We start from the raw sequence: 19,783 nt of genomic DNA, 5'->3' as shown, positions 1-19,783 counted from the left end.
CGGTCGCCCGGGTGGCGTGGGTCGCCTCCGGCGGCGTCGCGCGCGGGTTCGCCAGACGACCCGGGCATGATTGATGACGATTGAACAACCGCTTGCGGCGCCAGCTCACCGGGCGATCCGTGAGGTACGGGCTGAGGAGGACACGGTGGAGGAAAACGTACGGTTCGGGCGATGTGTGGTCGCTGTGGATGGGCCGTCCGGTTCGGGGAAGTCAACCGTGTCGCGGCGGCTCGCCGCCGCCCTCGGTGCGCGCTACCTGGACACCGGGGCGATGTACCGGGCGATCACGTGGGCCGTGCTGCGCTCCGGCGTGGACCTCACCGACGCCGCGTCGGTGGCGAAGGTCGCCGGCGAGGTCGACCTGCGCATCGGCACCGACCCGCAGGGGTACGGCGTGACCGTCGACGGGGTCGGCGTGGACGCGGAGATCCGTGGCGCCGAGGTGACCGGAGCGGTCTCCGCCGTCGCCGCCGTACCGGCTGTTCGTGAGCTGCTCGTCGGCCGGCAGCGCGAGATGATCGCCAACGCCGGTCGGATGGTGGTCGAGGGCCGCGACATCGGCTCGGTCGTGGCCCCGGACGCCGACCTGAAGGTCTTCCTGACCGCGTCCGAGGCGGCCCGTGCGGCCCGGCGCAGCGCCGAGGACGCCGCCGACGTGGCGGCCACGGCCGCCGACCTGGCGCGGCGGGACCGCCTCGACTCGACCCGCAAGGTCAACCCGCTGGCCCAGGCGCCCGACGCGGTGGTGCTGGACACCACCGAGCTGGGCATCGACGAGGTCGTGGCGCGGATGCGCGACCTGCTCACCGAGCGGGGCGTGGCATGAGTAGCGCGGTCGTGTCTCATGACGGTCCGGAGCGAAGCGGAGGAGCGGCATGAGCGAGCGGAGCGAGCGAATCATCGGGCTCGGCGTGGTTGTGCCTCATGGCGCTCCGGAGCGAAGCGGAGGAGTGGCATGAGCGAGGGTTCCTGGGTGGAGCTGCGTGAGCCCGACGTCGCCGTCGAGGAGCCGAGCGGCCCGCAGCCGGTGGTGGCCGTGGTCGGCCGCCCCAACGTGGGTAAGTCGACGCTGGTCAACCGGATCATCGGCCGCCGGCAGGCGGTCGTCGAGGACGTTCCCGGCGTGACCCGCGACCGGGTCCCGTACGACGCGCAGTGGAACGGCCGGGCGTTCACCGTGGTGGACACCGGCGGTTGGGAGCCGGACGCCAAGGATCGGGCGGCGGCCATCGCGGCGCAGGCCGAGACGGCTGTCGTCACCGCCGACGTGGTGCTCTTCGTGGTCGACGCGATGGTGGGCTCCACCGACGTGGACGAGGCCGCGGTGAAGATGCTGCGGCGCAGCGCCAAGCCGGTGATCCTGGTGGCCAACAAGGCCGACAACAACTCCATCGAGATGGAGGCCACCTCGCTGTGGTCGCTGGGTCTCGGTGAGCCGTTCCCGGTGTCCGCGCTGCACGGACGCGGCTCCGGCGACCTGCTGGACGCCATCCTCGCCGCGCTGCCGGAGGCACCGGCGATCGTGGAGAACCGTCCGCGGGGGCCGCGCCGGGTGGCGCTGGTCGGTCGGCCGAACGTGGGCAAGTCCAGCCTGCTCAACCGGTTCTCCGGTGAGGAGCGGGCGGTCGTCGACTCGGTGGCCGGCACCACTGTGGACCCGGTGGACAGCCTGGTCGAGATCGGCGGTCAGACCTGGCAACTGGTGGACACCGCCGGGCTGCGCAAGCGGGTCGGCAAGGCCAGCGGCACCGAGTACTACGCCAGCCTGCGTACCGCCGGCGCGATCGAGGCCGCCGAGGTGGCCGTGGTACTGCTGGACTCCAGCGAACCCATCAGCGAGCAGGACCAGCGGATCCTGTCGATGGTGACCGAGTCGGGCCGGGCGTTGGTCATCGCGTTCAACAAGTGGGACCTGGTCGACGCCGACCGTCGGTACTACCTGGACAAGGAGATCGACCGGGAGTTGCGCCGCATCCCCTGGGCGATCCGGTTGAACCTGTCGGCGATGACCGGCCGTGCCGTCGACAAGCTGGCCCCCGCCCTGAACAAGGCGTTGGCCAGCTGGGAAACCCGCGTACCGACCGCGCACCTCAACCAGTGGCTGACCGCGCTGGTGCAGGCCACCCCCCACCCGGTGCGTGGTGGACGGGCACCGCGGATCCTGTTCGCGACGCAGGCCGGGGTGGCACCGCCACGGTTCGTGCTCTTCACCACCGGCCCGCTGGACGCCGGCTACCAGCGGTTCGTCGAGCGCAAGCTCCGCGAGGAATTCGGGTACGAGGGCAGCCCGATCGAGATCTCGGTCCGCCCGCGCAAGAAGCTCGGCCCCGGCGGCCGAGGCAAGGCGCACGGCTGACCCTTCCAGTTCTCCCTGAAAAATGCCGGATGGCCTCCCGCCATCCGGCATTTTCCTGCCCACCCACCACCCCACCCTCCTAGGAAGCTTTAGGGGTTGTGGGGTGGTTCGCCTGCCCCGCAACACTGATGGGGCCTGTGTGGGGGACCCGCAACCGCTGCGCTAAGCTGTACCGGCTGCCGCGGGGGAAACCACGCGGGGGCGGGACGTGGCGCAGCTTGGTAGCGCACTTGACTGGGGGTCAAGGGGTCGTCGGTTCGAATCCGGCCGTCCCGACAGACAAAAAGCCCTGACCAGCGGAAACGCTGGTCAGGGCTTTAAGTTTGTCTATGGGGTTTTGAACCGTCCCCCGAAAACCCCCCGTTTACCGGGGTCGGGAACCAGGTTCGTCATCCCTGTGCATCGTTGGGCAAGCCGGTTGGGGGATCTTGCCGCGTCCCGTGGTCGATGCCGAGTCGCTCGAGGATGTCCGAGACGTCCGGGGCTTGGGCTGGCTTGGCGATGTAGTACGTGGCGGTGACCTCCTCGCTGGAGTGTCCGAGCTGTGCTGCGGCGCTTTTCGTGTCGGTCTCTTCCTTGATGAGGGTGGCGACGGTCTTGCGGAAGGTGTGGGGGGTAACCCAGGCGAGGTCGGTGTCGGCGCGGGCCTCGCGCCACTGGCGACGGACGTTGTTGGGTGAGAGCCAGGTGCCGCGGCGGGAGGCGAAGATCGCGTCGTGGGGGTTGTCGGCGGCGACGAGCTTGCGGGCCATGATCATGCCGACGGCGAACCGGGGGAGGACGACCATTCGCCAGCCGGCGTCGCTCTTGGTCCAGGGTTGGCGGAAGAAGCCCTGGCCTTTGACGAAGACGAGCGTGCCGCAGATCGTCAGGGTGGGGCGTACGGCGACGAGGTCGAGGTCCTCCCACCGCAGGGCGAGGATCTCGCCGATGCGGGCACCGGTGGCGAGCATCAGGTCAACGACGTCCGCCAGATCGCCGCTGTGCCGTGGTCCAGGCTTACCGGGGATCGGCCGCTGCCAGTCACGGATAGCCGTCCGGACGGCCTGGAGGTTCTCGTCGGTGAGGGCGACGACTGTGCGGCGGGGTTTGCGGAGCCGGCCGGTGTCGCGGACGGGGTTGGTGGGGATCGCGCCGTGGCGAACGGCCAGTGCGAACATCTGGCTCAGGACGACTTTCGCGCCTTTGGCTGCCGAGGCACGGTCCTTGGCGATGTCACGCAGGAACCGATCCAGGCGCCCGACGCTGGCTTCTCTGATCCGGAGGTTGCCCAGGGCGGGCAGGATCGCGTTGCGGGTGCTGGTCTCGTATCGCTGGATGGTTTGTGGCGCGATCCGCTCCTCGGTGGTGATCTCCTCGATCCACAGATCGGCGAGTCTGCTGACGCGGGTCTCCCGGGTGATCTCGTCGTCGTTAGGGGTGGTGCGGTCACGCAGCTTGACCTTCAGCGCCCGTTCTGCGGCGGGTCCGGTGGTGCCGGTGGCCTCGATGTCGCGGGTCTTGCCGTCGTAGTCGCGGAAGCGCGCTCGCGCGCGGAACCGATTGGGTCCGAGTTGCTGGGTGCGGATCTTGCCCCAGGTGCCCAGCGGTAGTTCGGGTCGGGCCATGAGGTTCAGCGCTCCACGTCGGTGTGGTCGTCGAGCCAGCGTTCGACTTCGCTGCGCCGGTAGCGCAGGGTGTTGCCGACGCGGATGGCGCGGGGTCCCTTACCTCGGCTGTGCCAGGCGTAGAGGGTGTTCTTGGGCTTGCCCAGCCAGGCGGCGACGTCGTCGATGCTCAGGAGGGGGTCTGGCCGCCATTGCGGGGCGGCGGGGCCGGTCATCGACGGCCCAGCGTGGTGGTGGAGCCGGGCGGTCGGCGTCGCGTGGCGCAGCCGGCAGGTTGCCGGCCATCTGGCGGCGCGGAACCGGGGGCGGTGCGGGGGTGCGGCGGGCATGGGTCAGGTGTCCTTTCAGGATTCCAGTCTGATTGGTGTCGGGGGTTATTGACGCTGTCGCCGCCATATACGGTCGTCGGATTTATCGACTGTGGATGTTTATCCACTCTCTTCGTTCGTATGGTGTCAAGCCTCTCGTTGATGGCTGTCCGCGTAAGATGCTGCGGGCAGTGCGGCTCGGCATGGCAGAAACCATTGCCGTGAAACTCGATCCTTGACGCCGGCACGTGACGTGTGTTTGCCGTTTCTTCGCCCGGTGGCCGTGTGGCATTGCGGGACTTCGTGCAGGGCTGAGGTGCGTAGTCGTTTGTTGAGCAGGTTGTGGGGCGCATCGGCTTGGCCTGCTCGGCATCACTGCTGATGCGGAAGGTCTGAAGCGTTTCCATGTTGTGGCCCTTCGGTGAAGTGTGGTAGCCGCGTTTGACCCGGTAGAGGTGTGGTCGATAGCGGCGTTGTGGTGCTTGTCAGCGCGTCCGAACTTGAGGTCTTGAGGTCGCACCGCTGGGCGATTGCCGGCCCGTGTGTTTGGGAGGACTGTCCGGCTCGCAGTCTCGTGGCGCCTGGCTTACTGGAGGTTCTTCGATTTCGGGCTCGGCTAGCCCTCATGTGGCCGGTCTAGATGGCCGGGATTGTTGATACTTCGGCGATTTTGAGCTCCTTCCGAAAAGGCGAGTGCCGGTTGAGCCTTCGCTCAACCGGCACTCGCCTTGCTGTACGTATCGCTGTTTATTGGCGTGGCATTTCTGCTGCCTCCTCGATCGGCTGGCGTATCAGGATTTCTCTGGTCGTTTGGTGACGTTGGTGGACTGCCGACTCAGTTCCCTTGTGGCAGGTAGGGAAGCGTGGACGGGCGATGGGTCGCGTTGGGGCAGGGATCTGCTGCTCGCCGACGTAGACCTGCACGGCTGGGTGGATTCGAATGGCCTCGTTGTCATCGCCGCTGTCTGTGCGGTGGTAATGGCCCGGACGGCTTGGGGGTCCCTCAGTCGCCTGTGCGGTCGACGCGGCGGCGTAGCGCCGTTCCTGGCTGGGGGAAGGCCAGCCGCAGGGTGTGTGCGGTGAGCCGGATACCCCACCAGGTGAGGGCGGCGAGGTAGCCAACGATGAGGGCGCCGGTGGTGTCGACGGTGAAGACGAGGGCGTAGCCGATGGCGAGGCCCGGTGCGGTGATAGCGCGGATCGTGCGGCGGCGGCTGATGGTGAGGGCGGTGGCGATGCCGACGAGGGCTGCGCCGATGCTGCCAGCGATGGGGGCGACGGCGTTCGTGGAGATGGGTGTGGTGAGGGTGATTGCGGCGCGCATGAGGTAGATGCCTGCGGTGGCGGTGAGCGCGTGGGTGACGGCGGGGCGGGTCATGGCGAGCCACGTGGGTAGTGCGTCGGCGGGGATGCGGGGTGCGGTGGCGGCGATGACGGCGGCGCAGGCGGCCAGCGGTAGGGCGGCGCCAAGGGTCCATCTGAGGTACGGGGTGTAGTCGTATTCGACGGCGGTGCCGGTGGCGAGGCCGTAGAGGGCTGCGGTGATGCCGCCGCCGACGGCGGTGGTGAGGTATCCGCGTCGAATGAGGCTGCCTGTGGTGGGTTCGGGGGTTGATGCGGGGGGTGTCCCGGCGAGCAAGGTGGTGGGTGCGAGGTGCGCAACAGCGAATGCGGTGAGCATGACGAGTGCGCCGGCGGTGCCGAGTTGCGGTAAGGAGGTGCGGACGCCGACGACCCAGGTGCTGAAGGTGGTGATGTAGGCGGTGAGGACGGCTTGCAGGAGCAGGACCAGGGAACAGGCACCGAGGAGCAGGGCACCGGTGAGGTCGCTGATACGTAGGCGCACGCGGGGTAGCCGTGCGGCGGCTGCCGGGCCTGATTGGTGCGTGGTGGTGAGGGAGAGGGCGCCGTCGGCGAGGGCGTGGGGGTGGTCGATGAGCGTGGGGGGTTTGCCGGTGGCAGCGGCGAGCGCTTCGGCCAGCGCGGGTACGCCGGTGGCTGGTCTGAGGACGACGTCAGCGAGGTGCGTCTTGTCGACGTCGGCCGCGTCGAGGAGTCCGTCGACTGTGCCGGGGATCTGGTCGAGGAGGGGCTGTGCGCCGGCCGTGACGTCGTCGCGGGTGAGGACGGCGGGTTGGCGGGGCGCGGGCAGCAGGATCGGGACTCGGTCTTGGGTCGCGAGTAGCTGCCTGGCGGTGCGGACAGATTCCAGAATTGCACGTCCGACGTCCGACCGGTCGCTACCGGGCGCGGCGATCATCGCCTGGAGTGGGTCGGAGTCTGTGGTGGCCGTCTGGACGACGTGGTGGGCGATGAGGTGGTCGAGGCCGTGGGCGAGGCTGATCTGCTGGGTCGCCAGTTCGCGGTAGCCGTTGGCGACGGTTTGCAGGACGGTGAGGGTTGCCGGTTCGCGGTCTGCCTGGCATATGAGCACGCAGGAGCCTCCCGGCGCGGTGACGCCGAGGACTGTGGCGTAGGCGGCGAGGGCGGCGGGTGCGGTGACCAGGGCAGGAGGCGGAAATCCCGCGCGGGTTGCTGCCTCGCTGACGTGTCCGCAGCGGCGTGGTCCCCAGCTCGGTGGCACGGTCAGGGTGAGCGCGTTGATCGGCCCGTTGACGTGGACGGCAGCGTGATGGGTGACGTGCCGCAGCACGGTGGCGAGTAGATCCACCGGATCGGGTCGGGCCTCATTAGCGGTGTCGATGGGCCGGCCGAGAAGGTCCGCCGGATTGTCGACGAACTGGTGATCTGCCGGCAGCGACGTCGCGGTCATGGTGTCGAGACCGACGTAAATCTCCCCTGCGGGTCCGATGACGATGCCAGGCGGCATGACGAGGCGACCGTCGATGAGGACGGGGACCTTGAGGCCCTGCCGGCTGACGGTGGCCGCGATGGCCGACGAGCTGAGGTCGATCGACAACACAGTGCCCCCGCTTGGCATGAGGGGCAGTCTCGCCTCTGAGGGCAAGGTGTCAACCATGATCCGCGGAACGTGACTCGTTGTACGCGGATGGTGAGAATCTCTCCCGATGGGATAGTCGCAGACACTCGCGATCGTGTATTTGATGAGGATTCGGGGGATCGACGGCAGGGGGACAGGTGCCGCAGCCGCACCGAGGCAGAGACGACAAACTCGCCGAGTACGGTGCACGAGCCACCGTCCGCATCCCATCAGATTCTCGGCCGCGCCGCACAAGACCGTCCCTCGGCCGGGCTGTACGCGGCGCCATCGGTGCCGGACTCTTCTTGGTCGCCATTCCGGTGCTGCTGTGGGCCGCAGGCGGGAACCCGCTCCGTCGACTGCCGTCCTGGTCGCAGATCCCCGACTGGTTCGCGCGCTCCAGCGGGCGGTTCACCCCAGACTTCCTCATCGGCGCGGCCCTCTGGGCGATGTGGCTGCTGTGGGGCCTGTTCACATTGTTCCTGCTCGCCGAGATCCTCGCGGCGGTGACCCGGTGGCGCATCCCCATACCCGGGCTGCCGGCCCCATTGCACCGGCTCGTGTTCGGTCTGGCCGGCACCGCCGCGCTCGCCGTCACTCCCGCCGGCTCTCTCGCGGCAGTGCACGCGGATCGGGCGTCCACGCCCGTCGCTGCGACCGAGAGGGCCGATGTTCCCCGGCAAGCTGCAGCCCGTGGACCCGCCGTCATCCACGTCGCCAACCAGCGCTACCTCTACACGGTCGAGCGACACGACACCTTGTCCAAGGTCGCGAAGGAGTGGCTCGGCGACGCGGGTCGGTGGCCAGAGGTCTGCCGCCTGAACAAGCACCGCCACTTTCCCGTCGGCGGTGTCCTGCGCGACTGCGACCTCATCTATCCCGGCTGGGAGCTACGCCTCCCTGCCGACGCCCGCCCACCACATGCCGCCACACCCGCCACCCCCCGGTCAGGCCGGCCCGCGACATCAACCGCAACGCCGAGTGCCGCACCGGATCCGCACGATCCCGTCGTGCCGCCACCCGCGCCCCAGCCATCGGCCGCCACTCCCACCACCACGCAGTCCGCAGTCCCAACCGGGTCCGCTTCGTCGCCAGCGCCGTCGTCGGGCATCCCCAACCCCGCCACATCGCCGCCCGCCATAAACAGTCCTGCGGCGGACACAGACGACCAGGGGGGTGTTGATCTGTCGGACTCCGGTTGGCTGACATGGTCGCTCGCCGCCGCGATCAGTGCCGCAGTAGCAATGCTCTGGCTCCAACGCCGCCGTCGATACTCCGCCGAGCCGGACGATTATCCGCCCACCGAACTGCCCCCGACCGTGGTCCAGGTCCACCGCGCCGTGGCCGCCCGCAACCCCGAGCCCTCGGATACCAGCAGCGATGACGGCGTGCCGTTTGCTCCTCTACCTGACCTTGGCCTCCTGCCCGACGGTGGAACGGGAATCGTCGGAGACGGCGCACATGCTGCCGCCCGCGCCGCCCTCGTCGCCGTGCTGACCTCCGGCAACCCGCACCACCCTGACGCCCGCAGCGAGGTCGTCATCGACGCCGCCACCCTGACCACGCTGCTCGGCCCGGACGCGGTGACGCTCAGCCCATGGCCGCGACTGCACGTGACCGACAGCATCAACGACGCGCTCACCGTCATCGAGTCCCAGCTGCTACACCGCAGCCGCACGCTCGACGAACACACCCTCACCGACCTTGACGAGCTGCGGCGGACAGCGCCCGACGAGGAAGCGCTACCACCGGTCATGCTCATCACCGCGACCCCACCTGCCAATGCCGGAACGCGTGCCAAGGTCGCCCTCGCCCTGGGCGAAGGCCTGCGCGTGTCCGCGCTGCTACTCGGCGAATGGGACCACGGACCCACCCTCCAGGTCACCCAGGACGGACACAGCACGCTTATCTCCGGGCACCCCGCCGAACCAGTGCCACCGCGACTGCCCGTACTCGAACCCGCCGCCGCCATCCAAATCCTGACCACGCTCCGCGAGGCACAGACCGGCGAACCGCCTGCCATCCCCTCACCAGCCCTACCGGTCACGATCGTGCCCCTACACGCGAGCCGCACCGAGACCACACCCACCACCACGAACCCGTCTACCTCGACCGCCGTCAAACCCGACCTGCTCTCGGGACGGGCGCGGCTGCGCGTGCTCGGCGCACCGCGCATCGAAGGCATCACCGCGGAAGGCCGACCGCTGCGAGCCAAAGCCCTGGAACTCGCGGTATACCTCGCCGTGCACCCCGACGGAGCCGGCACCCGCGACATCGGCGAATACCTCGAACCCGACGCTCGCATCAGCCAAGCCGACCAACGCGTCCACACCAACGCCTCGAACCTGCGGCACGTCCTCGGCCGCGCCGGCACCGCTGAGACGAAGAACGCCTACGTCATCAAGTCCGCCGGACGGTACCTGCTCGACCCCGCGACCGTGGACGTCGACGTATGGACCCTGCGCGACCTGATGCGCAGCGCCACCATCGCCACCGAACCGCGCCGCCGCGAACTCCTCACCGCCGCCTGCGACCTCTACACCGCACCCCTCGCCGACGGCCAGGACTACGAGTGGCTGCAGCCCCACCGCGAGACGGTTCGCCGCTGGGGCACCGAAGCCCACCTCCTGCTCGCCGACGATCTGCTCGACACCAACCCGCAAGCCGCATCCGACCTGCTCAACAAGGCCATCGGACTCGACCACTACAACGAAGCCCTCTACATCAAGGCGATGCACGCCCGACACGCCCTCGGCGACCCCGACGGCATCCGAACCCTGCTACGCGCCCTGACTAAAGCCCTCGCCGACCTCGACGCCGAACCGCAGGAAGACACGATCGCGCTCGCCACCCGACTCCGCAACAGCCTGGGCGGGAACTGACCGAGTCCCGCCTGGTCGCCCCGCGCACGTTTCAACGCCGTCTGCCCGGTCCGGTGGCTGCACCTCATACCGTCTGCGCGTCGGCACCCCCCGTAAACCGTCGAAACCGCCACCGTGCTGGCCTCCGCCCTCCTGCTGCCGGGCCACCGCGATCGACCTCCGCTGCACCGGTCGCCTCGCAGCCGGAGCCTTCCCGCCGCTCAGATCGGTTTCTGGTTGCCGGCACCGGGCTCGTCCCGGTACCTCGTCAGTACTTCAGAGAGACGGCGACGGACCGGATCTTGCCCGCGATGACAGGAGGCAGCGTCCACCAATTGCCGATGTCAACGCGCGATCGACACCTCGATCATGGTGGCGGTCCCTACCGCAGGTCGGCCCTCGTGCATCGTGATCGTCATGCCCGGCTGCAGGTGACGCCAGAGGGCAGGGGACAGCGGGCCTAGGCGGACCGACCCGGTGGCACCTGGTGGCAACGCCGGCGCGGACTCCACCCAGACACGTGCCACGAGCAGATCCGAATCGCCCGCAGCCGTACACCGGCCGAGGTTCCACAGCGGTCGGAGGATGCCCTTGCCCGGGATTGGTGTTCGTCGGCCACCCTCCGTGGGCGACAGTAGCCGCAACTCGGCGCGGACAGTTCCGTGGATGCTCTCCCAGCGGCCCCACTGGCACCACGCGGCAGCGTCGGGCAGCCACATCAACTCGGCACTGTCGACCAGTAGATCCCACCAAGCGGTCGGCGGTCGCCAACCCGTGTGGAGGTCTGCAAGGAGGTCGAACGCGATCTCCCACTCGTCGTGGTCGAGGTACTCGCGTACGTCCACGACCGTCACGCCGGCTTCATTCACGACGTCCGCTGGGACCATGGCCGCAGCTCGACGGAGCAGATCGGCAACATCCACGCGCAGATTCTTCACCGTCGCCGCAGGATCAGCGCGACGGCTCCCACCGACGCATCGGCCTGCCGCTGATCGGGGCGCGTCAACAGCCGGTGCCCCCTCGGCAGATGTGCGTTCGCCGGGGCGAGTGCGGGTAGGGGCTGTGCCCAGGGTGGGATGTAGTGGCCGATGTAGTCCCGCGCATGTGGGCGCGGGTCACGCCAGTACTGGTTCGGCATGCGGTAATGGTGCTTCTGGCAGAAATCAGCGAGACCTTCGGTGATCTTGAGGCGCGTGAGCGGTTGGCCTTCGAAGTCCGTGTTGACCGCCAGCAGTTGTGGCTCGGGATTCCAGCCTGAGTGGTCGAACGCCCAGCCGTCCCAGGCCGCGTAGGTGTGGAAGACCTGCCGCTGACCCAGGAGGGGCACCCCAGCTATCTCGGTGGGCCTGTCTGAATAGGAGTCCCGGCAGACCCAGGCGAGGATGTGACAGGCTCCGGCAGCGAAAGAGGCCTGGTCTGCCCGGTCCCATGCGACCCGTTGGTCTGACCGCTCGATCGGCGTCCGACGAAACGCTCCCGCTGCTATGGCTGCCACAGCCCGGACGGTAGTGGATGAGCTGACGCACTCGATCATGCCGAATGGGGCGTCGCGGTGAGTAATCGGCAGTGGTCTCGAAGCCGTCCGGTCATGCCGAATTGAGTGCACTCGATCATGACGAGACAAGCGTGCGGCAGGCGTATTCGACGCGGTCGCCGCCCGCTTGTTGCATCGAGCGTTGCGCCGTCAGTGACGTCGTCGGCCAGTGCAGGCTTCTTGCGCAGCCAAGCAAGTTCGGCCAGTTCTTCGCGTAGATCGTCGTCCGTGGGAGCGCCGGTGCCGGTCATGCACAGACGTGAAGACAGGTGAACGGTGCCCTTGCTGCGAGTCTTAACGTCGATGGCGGCGTCCAGAGCGAGATCCGCAGCCCTTGGCCAAGTCTTCCGGCGCAACAGCAGGCAGCTGCGATCGCAGCGCGGCGCCTTGCCCGCGCCATTCGGCTATCGAGAGCCTTCCGCGGTAGGCATGGTCATCGGTCGATGGTGCCGAGCGGCCAGCCGAACAGAGTCTCGGCGGCGAGAAAGATCTTGCAGGTCCACCAGCGAAGTATGCGCCCCTGGCAACGTCCCTCCGAGGCTTGGTGACGGGCTCTCAATTGCTGTGCACCGAATTGTCTACCTGTGGTGCCTTTGCCGGTCCGGCGGTGCGGTTGGATTCGTGCTACGGGGCGGGCAGCAGTCTCGACGGCGTGGTGTCGACGCGGGGGTGGGCGTCGAGCGCGGTCATGAACCTGCTGCAGGTCGCTGCACAGCCGGCCATGGCAATGGCGGTGACCACGACCATGCCGTCGCGTACCGGAACGCCGACTGCGCGTACCTTTCGGGGAACGCCCCTGGCCTGCTGGTGCGCCGTGAAGCGGCCGAGCCCGTGAGCGAGCGCGTTACGGACCAGGATGTAAGCCTCGAGCCGGCTCCAGCCGGGTATGCCGGTCGCGTCGATCTGGTGGCGCTGTTTCAACGATCCGATGACGTCGGTCCAGCCGCGCGGCGCCGGATTCGGCCGTTCGGCGTCGAGGTGCTTGAGTAGGGCCTCGGTGTAGATCTCGGTGGTGCTGATCATTCGCATCCAGCATGCGGCCTGCTCGGTCGGGGAGCTGGTTACGCCGGTGCTGCGGTACCCCGGATTCTGCGTTCGAGGAAGGCTGGGGCGGCTGGCGGCGTGCAGAGAGTAGGTGCGATGCAGTTCCTCGAGGGCGTCCTCCGTGATCGTGAGGCGGGGCTGGTCGGGGTTCATGGCCGAGCCAGGATGGCCGCGTACAGGCCGCTCTCGTCGCGGACCGCGTCGTAGGCCTCCGGCGAGACGGTGCCATGTGAATGTAGATGCCGTAAAGCGACTAGATACCAGCTGGCCAGGGCCGAGGGTTCCTCGTCGAGGGCGCGGATGACCTCCGGCGCATCGATCTTGTTTGCTGCGGCCAGTACCAGGGCGGCCTCGGCGCGCACGGCAGGCTCGTACCGCTGGGCCCGGTGATCGGTGACCCAGGTGCTGAAGGGGTCGGCGTCGGTGAGGCCAAGTTCGTGAATTGCCCGCAGCAGGCACAGCCGCTGCCAGCCGCTGAGGCTGACGTCGGCGATGAGGGCGGTGAGGCTCGTCACGACCGCGGAGCGGTTGGTGTGGGCCATCGCCTGCAGGTAGGCCAGGGCGTACGGGGTGCTGGAGCTGACGAACGCGACGATGTTTTCCAGCTTCGGCAGGACCGTGATCGCCTGTGGCTCGGGCGGATCGGCGAGCCGGATCAGAGCGCGTCGGATTTTGCGGATCACGCCGCGGTCAGCCTCGTGCAACGGGATCTGCCCGGTGGCCGTGCTGCCCGCGGCGAGGTCTCGAGGTGTCACGGTGGCGTTGAGGACGTCGATGGCCCATTGCGGATCAGTGTCCGCGCTGTCGTCGTAGTCGGGGATCTCGTTATCTTCCCAGTAGGTCGCGAACGACGGCGTGCGGGTTTTGGACTCGTTGAGCACCAGGCCGTTGTCGCGGGCGGCCGCCGCCAGGTCGTCGAGCGAGCGTTTGACGTCTTCGAAGGTGTCGGTGGCGATCCGGAAGTCGTCGTTGTACCGCCACGCCGCCCACTGTTTACGGCGCAGCGCCCGGAGGATTCGTGCCGCGTACAGGTCGGAGAGCCGGTCGGAGGGCTCGAGTAGCTGCGGCAGGCCGTAGCGGCGGCCCTGCACCTCGAACAGGAGCTCCAGCAGGCAAGTGATGGCCGCGTGGTCCGCGGCACGCAGCAGCAGTTCCCGGGCGAGGATGTCGTGGTCGATGTAGTCGTAGAATGCGGCAACGTCAGCCCTCACCACGTACTGGACGGCGGCGCTGTGTGGCCACTGCTGCTCCTTCGGAGCGTCGGGGCGCCTGCCCCGGGTCAGGGCGTGCGCCAACGGTGCGTACGAGAACTCCGCGTGCGCTTCCGGGGAACGGCCGCCCTCGTACTTCGCTTCGCTCATGAGCAGGTCGGTGAGCGCCCGGTAGGTGACGCGTTCGGCGAGACCCCAGGCTGCGACCGGTCGTATGCCGGTGTCGGGTTTGGCGACCGCCACGATGAGACCACGGCACGGGACAAGACCGGCTTGAAGCTGTCCAGCAAGCCACGATGCGAACGGTGCGGCGTTCTGCGCAAGCTGGACCGTGCCCGGCGCCGTCGGCATCAGCGCTTCGGTGGCGCCGGCTTCCTGGCGGGCGGCCTGTTCCAGGTCGAGCCGGGACAAGACCGTAGCGGGCACCGGTTGCATAGCTCGTATCTATCACAGACGGCATCGGCTGGGTGCTGCGCCGAGGCGTAGGTACGTGACCGAGGCTCCAGGCCGGATGGCGTCTCGGGCAGGACGCATGCGGGCCGTTCGCGGTGCCGATGCATTACCGTGCATTACCCGGACGTCACCCAGCCGTCGCGCGGATCAGGAAGAGATCGTCTCGTGCACTTTGTCGTGGTCCCAGCCGGGCATGCCTTCCCCGAGGACGTTGCTGGCGCTGAAGATGATGCCGGGCCTGAGGCGTTCCTGGTGCATGACAACTGGGATGACTGGTTCCGCTTCGAGACGATGTACCTGCTGCTGGTCCGTGACGAGGCAGGCGAACTGACCCGTATCGGCGAGGTCAAGATCGGCCAGTTTGGTATGGGGTCGGACCAGCGGTCGCCGGCGCTGCCGGACTCCTTCGACCGGCTCGACGAGAACTTCTTCTCGGTGGGCCAGGATGGCACCTACTACGAGCAGCTGAACCGGCTCGGCGAGCATGTCCGGGCTGAGGTCCTGACGGCGTTGCACGACATAGCGGCCGACGAAGATCTGTATCCCCGGGCCCTGACGCAAGAAGTCACGACCGTGTCGCTGCTACGCGCGCTGACCCACACCAGCGTCCTGGGTCAGTTTCGGCGCCAGGCCCTCGGCGGTCTGCATCTGACCCGCTTCCGGTTCACCTATCGCACGCCGCCGTCTGCCGACCTTCCGGATCTGGGCGCCACGCTGGAGTTCGACGTGGTCCCCGAATCGGAACCGCCGACGAACATCCACGTGCTCATCGGGTCGAACGGCGTCGGCAAGACCCACCTGCTGCACCACCTGAGCCATGTCGTCGCGGGCGAGTTGGCCCCGGTCGCTGACGGCCAATCGGGCACCTTCACCTTCGACGCCGACGACGACCGGGCGGACAACTTCACGAACGCGATCTCGGTCAGCTTCAGCGCCTTCGACAGGTTCGAACCGATCGGCGGCAGCAACTCCCGATACGCCTACATCGGTCTCAAACGGGTGCGGCGCAACAAGACCAACGAGAAACCGCTCCCGCCGAAGGACCACCGCACGCTGGCCGGCGAGTTCGGCAGGAGCGTCCAGGCGTGCCGTCAGCCGGCACGCCGGGGACGGTGGCAACGCGCCCTGCAGTTGCTGGCCGGTGATCCGATTTTCGCGGATGCCGGGGTGATCGAGCTCGCTGACCTGGCGACCAGCGACGACGTGGGCGACACGGCACGGGATCTTTTCCGTGACCTGAGCTCCGGTCACAAGATCGTGCTGCTGACGATGACGCGTCTGGTCGAGACCGTCGAGGAGCGATCGCTGGTCCTGCTCGACGAGCCGGAGGCGCACCTGCACCCGCCGCTGCTGGCCGCGTTCGTGCGTGCGCTGTCGGATCTGCTGATCAACCGCAACGGGGTGGCGATCATCGCGACCCACTCGCCGGTGGTGCTGCAGGAAGTGCCGCGGGTGTGTGCGTGGAAGCTGCGGCGAGCCGGCGACGTGCTGGTCGCTGAGCGGCCCGAGATCGAAACGTTCGGGGAGAACGTCGGGGTGCTAACCAGGGAGGTTTTCGGTCTGGAAGTCACCCGCTCGGGTTTCCACAAGGTGCTGCGGGACGCGGTCGCGCAGGGTCAGTCGTACCCGGAGATCGTCGAGCGGTTCGACGGCCGGCTCGGCGGGGAGGCCCGCGCCTTGGTTCGTGGGCTGATCGCGGTCCGCGAAGCCGGCGGGGCCCTCTGATGTGGAGCCTTCCGAAGCCCCGGCACACCGCCCAGGAAACCTACGAGGCCGCCATCAGCCGGATGCGCGACAGGGACCTGCGCGCGGTGTACCGCTCGGCGACCGGCACGGTCACCGCCGCCGCGGCGAGCTATGCAGCCGCGGCAGAGCGGGGTCTGGCGCACGCACTGCGCGAGAAGGACTTCGAGGCCGACGCCGTTACCCGCAAACAGATGATCACGCTGTACGACGACCGGATGGCCCACCCGAAGGGGGCCGCCCGGCACATCTATGACGCGATCCGTGCCGCAGCCCCGCACAACCGCTGCCCGTCGTGCGGGCACCGGGACGCCCGGACCCTGGATCATGTGCTGCCGAAAACGAAGTTCCCGGCGCTGGCCGTGACCCCGCTCAACCTGGTGCCAGCCTGTCACGAGTGCAACAAGAGGAAAGGCAACCAGGTCGCCGCGTCGGCGCAGACCGCTGCGGTGCACCCTTACTACGACCATTTCGACACCGACCGGTGGCTGCACGCGGCCGTCGAACAGGACCGGCCGCCGGCCGTGCGGTTCTTCGTCGAGGCGCCGCAGCACTGGGCGGCCGCCGATCAGGCCCGCGCCCGGCATCACTTCGACGGGTTCGGGCTGGGCGCGCTGTACACGGCGCAGGCCGCCCAGGAACTGGCAAATCTGGAGTACCGGCTCGGCCAGCTCGCCGCCACCGGCGGAGCCGACGGAGTGCGCGACTTTCTGCAGGAGAACGCCGACAGCTGCCGGCATGCGCGCCTGAACAGCTGGCAGACGGCCATGTACGTCGCGTTGAGCGAGTCGGACTGGTTTTGCGACGGCGGATTCGACCTGGGCTGAATCCACCGCCCTGCCGCCGACGGGGTCGTGCGGCGCGGCGGTAGCGCGCGGTCCGCCGGCTACAGCTCGAGGTCGAGGTCGTCTTCGTCGTCGGCTTCGGCGGCCGCTTCCGGATCCGCGGGGGCCTGCGGGCTGCCCTCGTCCTCGTCGTCGGCTTCGTCGTCTTCGGTGGGCAGGGCGTAGCGGGTGGTGAGCGTGGCCAGGTGCAGGATCAGCGGGACGCCGAGCGCCGAGGTGTAGTCGTCGAAGCAGGACCGCTGCTGGTGCAGGAACGCCGCCCAGAGAAGGCTAGTCTCGTCTTCGGGTTTGGCGACGACGGTGAACTGCAACAGCTCCGGGTTCCAGGCCGCGGAGCCGGGGTTGAAGTGATCTCGTTCTTTCACCTCTTGCTCGTCTGATGCGTCTAGCTTGGGTTCGATCTTGGTGTGATGCGGGGTCAGCTTGGCCAGCTCGACACCGATCTTGTTGTGGGTGACCGGCTTTTCGACGGTGCTGTAGAAGACACGGGTGGTGTCGAGGTCGAGGTGCTGGGCGTCGTACCAGAGGCCGGACGAGATGCCGGTGCTGTCGGGCTGGGCCGCCCACGCCTGCGGTGTTTCCATGCGGTCGTTCCCGCCGATCCGGACCAGCCGCATGCGTTCGCCGTACGTCGCCACGGGCTGGCTCACCCCGTCGGCGAACTGGATGCGTTCGGCCTCGAGGTGGGTGTTCTGCATTGAGGGCAGCCGGTTGCGGATGTTCTGGGCGTCGACCACCACCAGGGTGTGGTCGGCGCGCAGCGCGTTGAGCGTGCTGCGGACGAAGGCCGCGACGGCGGCGATCTGCTCCTGCTCGGTGCGGGGCATGTCCGGTTCGTGGTAGCCGGCGAGGTGTTTGAGTAGCTGCGGGTACGGCACCCAGCCGGGCATGCCTTTGGCGCGGCCCATGACGCAGGGGTTGCCGGGGCGGATCAGTACGGCGACGGGGATGAACAGCTTGCGGGTGTTGGTGTCGTCCCTGCGGCGTTTGACGATCCAGAACGCGATCTGGTTGAGGCCGTCGGGGATGTCGAGGCCGCGGGCTTCGGGCACGAAACGCATGCCGACCTGCCGGAACAGGTCCAACCAGGTGGCTTCGGCCCGGTGCTCGGCGGTGGCGTCCTCGCCGTCTTTCTCGGGGCTGATGAACTGGCTGACCGCGCCGGCGTCGGCGCAGCCCAGGCGGATTGCGAACTTCGGGTCGGTGGTGCGGCGCCGGAATTTCTCCCGCCCCTCCAAGACGACCAGCGCCGCATCGGCCGCGCCACCCTGCTCACGTCCCCAGGTAGTCAGGGCGGCCGCGACCTGGTCGCGCCGGGTGGTGACGGCGGCGTCGTGCTGGGCGCCTTTGCGGGGCGTGCTGCCGCTGCCGAGCGGGCCGCCCAGGTTGGACAGCACACGGGCGCGGACGGTGAGGGTGAACCCGTCGACGTTCCACGTCCACGTGTCCGTGTCGGCAGTGGTGCGTGGTGGCAGGTCGAGGAGTTCTTCGACCGTGTCGAGAAGCAGGGTCCGCATGGTCCGGGACGGCTGATCGAGCAGGGCCACGGTCAACCCTTCGGTGCCGGTGACCTCGGCGAGCCGTTGCCGGCGCAGCCGGGCGTTGGCCGCGGTCTCGGACCGGCGGGTGGCGCGCGCCTGGGCGAGCTTCGCCTCGTAGTCGGCTTCCGGCAGCTTGCCGCTGTTGCTGCGCGGGATGGGCGTCAGTTTGGTGAAGGTGGTACCGGCCCGTTTGATGCCCGGCACCTTGTGCAGCGGTTCCGCCAGTTCGAAGTGAGGCGCGACGACGCCCTCGACCCAGGCCAGCAGACGTCGCCGTTCGGCCGGCATGATCCCGGTGCCGACGTCGTGGGATCCCTGCATGGTGGTGTGGTAGACGACGGCGGCGGTGACCCCGTCACGTTCGGGAAGCCACAGGTCGGACTGGCGGCCGAGTTCCGCGGCGTCGGGCAGCTTCGCGATGATGTTCAGGCGCGATAGCATCTGCTCGGGTCCGGAGTTCACCCAGCTCAGCGCGTCGATCCTGGGGTTCCATTGGACGCGGGCGACCGCGAACTTGTCGGGCACGCTGGCGCCGGCCGCGAATGGGTTGGCCGACAGCAGATACACCGAGGCGGCGTTGAGGCCTTTCGGCCGGACCGCGTTCGAGGTCCAGCGGCGCACACCGACGTTGACGTGCAGGCGCGGTCGCGGGTCGAAGGGGACGGTGCGCAGGGCGATGCGCAGGTAGGCGCTGTAGAGCCAAGTACGCGGGTTCTTGCCTTTGGCCTGATAGGTCAGGGGTGGCCAGGACACCAGTTCGGCGCCGTCGGCCGACGGGTTGGCCGCGACCTGCCGGAACTTCAGCTGCCCGCCCTCGTGGGTGTAGGGGTCCCGGGCGGAATGCTGCGCGATCTGCCAGGCGATCGCGTCGGTCAGCAGCGTGTAGAGCCGCGCCTTGGGAACGGCGGTGCCGCCGTCCGAGGTGGTGCACTCGAGCAGGTCGATTTTTTCCGGCCGCCACTGGAGGTCGGCAGCATCCAGCGCTTTGATCGTGGGCACCACGAGCGGCTTGGCGATGTCCCTGCGGGCCAGGTCGTAGAGCCAGGCGTTGAACAGGGTGCGCAGCACCGGTGGTGGGCAGGCCGTCTTGGCGTACAGCCAGGGGTCGCCGTCGCGGACGCTGGTGTAGGTGGCCGCGGAGATCAGGTCGGGTGCGGCGACGCGTAGCAGGGCGTTGAGCCGGCGGATCGGGATCCGCCGGGTCGGGGACAGCGTTCGGTCCGGGTAGTTCGCCGCGTGCAGGCCGGCGATGCGTTCACGCCATTCGTCCGGGAAAGCCAACGTCTGGAACGTGGTGTGCATCGGCATGCGGGGCAGGAGCACGGCGGGTTGCTGACGG

General features: G+C 68.5%; 14 protein-coding genes and 1 tRNA gene. 6 read left to right on the top strand and 9 right to left on the bottom strand.

The window, feature by feature from the left end:
* Positions 1 to 145 precede the first annotated feature (145 nt).
* The 3 genes from cmk (at position 146) to IF22_RS0121785 (ending at position 2,632) form a co-directional block, all read left to right on the top strand.
* The gene (gene cmk / locus IF22_RS0121795) at positions 146 to 826 is read left to right on the top strand and encodes a (d)CMP kinase (protein ID WP_030334872.1); all 681 of its coding nucleotides are present in this window, start codon (positions 146 to 148) and stop codon (positions 824 to 826) included.
* 129 nt (positions 827 to 955) lie between these two features.
* Positions 956 to 2,356: a ribosome biogenesis GTPase Der gene (gene der / locus IF22_RS0121790; protein ID WP_030334870.1), complete on the top strand. Its 1,401-nt coding sequence runs from the start codon at positions 956 to 958 to the stop codon at positions 2,354 to 2,356.
* A 202-nt stretch (positions 2,357 to 2,558) separates the two neighbouring features.
* Positions 2,559 to 2,632: transfer RNA gene (locus IF22_RS0121785), tRNA-Pro, on the top strand.
* A 113-nt stretch (positions 2,633 to 2,745) separates the two neighbouring features.
* On the opposite strand, the gene IF22_RS0121780 is transcribed toward IF22_RS0121785, so the two are convergent.
* The 3 genes from IF22_RS0121780 to IF22_RS0121770 form a co-directional block, all read right to left on the bottom strand.
* Positions 2,746 to 3,963 (bottom strand): tyrosine-type recombinase/integrase, encoded by a 1,218-nt coding sequence (locus tag IF22_RS0121780; protein ID WP_030334868.1) that lies wholly within the window; start codon positions 3,961 to 3,963, stop codon positions 2,746 to 2,748.
* A 5-nt stretch (positions 3,964 to 3,968) separates the two neighbouring features.
* Positions 3,969 to 4,178 (bottom strand): helix-turn-helix transcriptional regulator, encoded by a 210-nt coding sequence (locus tag IF22_RS0121775; RefSeq protein WP_030334865.1) that lies wholly within the window; start codon positions 4,176 to 4,178, stop codon positions 3,969 to 3,971.
* Positions 4,179 to 5,274: 1,096 nt separating this feature from the next.
* Positions 5,275 to 7,212 (bottom strand): Hsp70 family protein, encoded by a 1,938-nt coding sequence (locus tag IF22_RS0121770; RefSeq protein ID WP_030334863.1) that lies wholly within the window; start codon positions 7,210 to 7,212, stop codon positions 5,275 to 5,277.
* Between the two features lie 476 nt (positions 7,213 to 7,688).
* Here IF22_RS0121770 and IF22_RS0121765 point away from each other — a divergent pair, with 476 nt between their 5' ends.
* A complete protein-coding gene (locus IF22_RS0121765; RefSeq protein WP_245233700.1) occupies positions 7,689 to 10,094 on the top strand; it encodes an AfsR/SARP family transcriptional regulator in 2,406 nt (801 codons plus the stop codon).
* Positions 10,095 to 10,417: 323 nt separating this feature from the next.
* On the opposite strand, the gene IF22_RS0121760 is transcribed toward IF22_RS0121765, so the two are convergent.
* The 5 genes from IF22_RS0121760 to IF22_RS0121745 all read right to left on the bottom strand — a co-directional run bounded on the left by IF22_RS0121760 (position 10,418) and on the right by IF22_RS0121745 (position 14,297).
* Complete coding sequence (locus IF22_RS0121760) at positions 10,418 to 10,927, bottom strand: hypothetical protein (RefSeq protein ID WP_245233699.1); 510 nt, start codon at positions 10,925 to 10,927, stop codon at positions 10,418 to 10,420.
* 80 nt (positions 10,928 to 11,007) lie between these two features.
* Complete coding sequence (locus tag IF22_RS36015) at positions 11,008 to 11,400, bottom strand: hypothetical protein (RefSeq protein ID WP_245233698.1); 393 nt, start codon at positions 11,398 to 11,400, stop codon at positions 11,008 to 11,010.
* Between the two features lie 203 nt (positions 11,401 to 11,603).
* Positions 11,604 to 11,858: a hypothetical protein gene (locus IF22_RS35130; RefSeq protein ID WP_156057799.1), complete on the bottom strand. Its 255-nt coding sequence runs from the start codon at positions 11,856 to 11,858 to the stop codon at positions 11,604 to 11,606.
* A 373-nt stretch (positions 11,859 to 12,231) separates the two neighbouring features.
* Positions 12,232 to 12,804: a hypothetical protein gene (locus IF22_RS0121750; RefSeq protein ID WP_030334847.1), complete on the bottom strand. Its 573-nt coding sequence runs from the start codon at positions 12,802 to 12,804 to the stop codon at positions 12,232 to 12,234.
* Positions 12,801 to 14,297: an RNA-directed DNA polymerase gene (locus IF22_RS0121745; RefSeq protein ID WP_030334846.1), complete on the bottom strand. Its 1,497-nt coding sequence runs from the start codon at positions 14,295 to 14,297 to the stop codon at positions 12,801 to 12,803. Before IF22_RS0121745 ends, IF22_RS0121750 begins: the two co-directional genes overlap by 4 nt.
* Positions 14,298 to 14,480: 183 nt before the next feature.
* Between IF22_RS0121745 and IF22_RS0121740 the strand changes: the two genes are divergently transcribed.
* The gene (locus tag IF22_RS0121740) at positions 14,481 to 16,040 is read left to right on the top strand and encodes an AAA family ATPase (protein ID WP_209444586.1); all 1,560 of its coding nucleotides are present in this window, start codon (positions 14,481 to 14,483) and stop codon (positions 16,038 to 16,040) included.
* A complete protein-coding gene (locus tag IF22_RS33275; RefSeq protein ID WP_036412011.1) occupies positions 16,040 to 16,885 on the top strand; it encodes an HNH endonuclease in 846 nt (281 codons plus the stop codon). The genes IF22_RS0121740 and IF22_RS33275 overlap by 1 nt, the downstream gene beginning before the upstream one ends.
* 59 nt (positions 16,886 to 16,944) lie before the next feature.
* Here the strand turns inward: IF22_RS33275 and IF22_RS0121730 are convergent, their stop codons facing one another.
* On the bottom strand, positions 16,945 to 19,746 hold the full coding sequence (locus IF22_RS0121730; protein WP_245233705.1) for a pPIWI_RE module domain-containing protein: 2,802 nt from the start codon (positions 19,744 to 19,746) through the stop codon (positions 16,945 to 16,947).
* Positions 19,747 to 19,783: the final 37 nt, after the last annotated feature.

It is taken from the genome of Micromonospora parva (genome assembly GCF_000718515.1).
GTDB classification, from domain to species: Bacteria; Actinomycetota; Actinomycetes; order Mycobacteriales; family Micromonosporaceae; genus Micromonospora; species Micromonospora parva.
This window is presented reverse-complemented; position numbering and strand designations above follow the sequence as displayed.

Excerpts from the sequence above, each read along its gene's own strand:
- IF22_RS0121780 (WP_030334868.1), bottom strand. The coding sequence starts at position 3,963 with ATGGCCCGACCCGAACTACCGCTGGGCACCTGGGGCAAGATCCGCACC.
- IF22_RS0121745 (WP_030334846.1), bottom strand. The coding sequence starts at position 14,297 with ATGCAACCGGTGCCCGCTACGGTCTTGTCCCGGCTCGACCTGGAACAG.
- IF22_RS0121770 (WP_030334863.1), bottom strand. The coding sequence starts at position 7,212 with ATGCCAAGCGGGGGCACTGTGTTGTCGATCGACCTCAGCTCGTCGGCC.
- IF22_RS0121750 (WP_030334847.1), bottom strand. The coding sequence starts at position 12,804 with ATGAACCCCGACCAGCCCCGCCTCACGATCACGGAGGACGCCCTCGAG.
- IF22_RS0121775 (WP_030334865.1), bottom strand. The coding sequence starts at position 4,178 with ATGACCGGCCCCGCCGCCCCGCAATGGCGGCCAGACCCCCTCCTGAGC.
- der (WP_030334870.1), top strand. The coding sequence starts at position 956 with ATGAGCGAGGGTTCCTGGGTGGAGCTGCGTGAGCCCGACGTCGCCGTC.
- IF22_RS0121730 (WP_245233705.1), bottom strand. The coding sequence starts at position 19,746 with ATGCACACCACGTTCCAGACGTTGGCTTTCCCGGACGAATGGCGTGAA.
- IF22_RS33275 (WP_036412011.1), top strand. The coding sequence starts at position 16,040 with ATGTGGAGCCTTCCGAAGCCCCGGCACACCGCCCAGGAAACCTACGAG.
- IF22_RS35130 (WP_156057799.1), bottom strand. The coding sequence starts at position 11,858 with ATGACCGGCACCGGCGCTCCCACGGACGACGATCTACGCGAAGAACTG.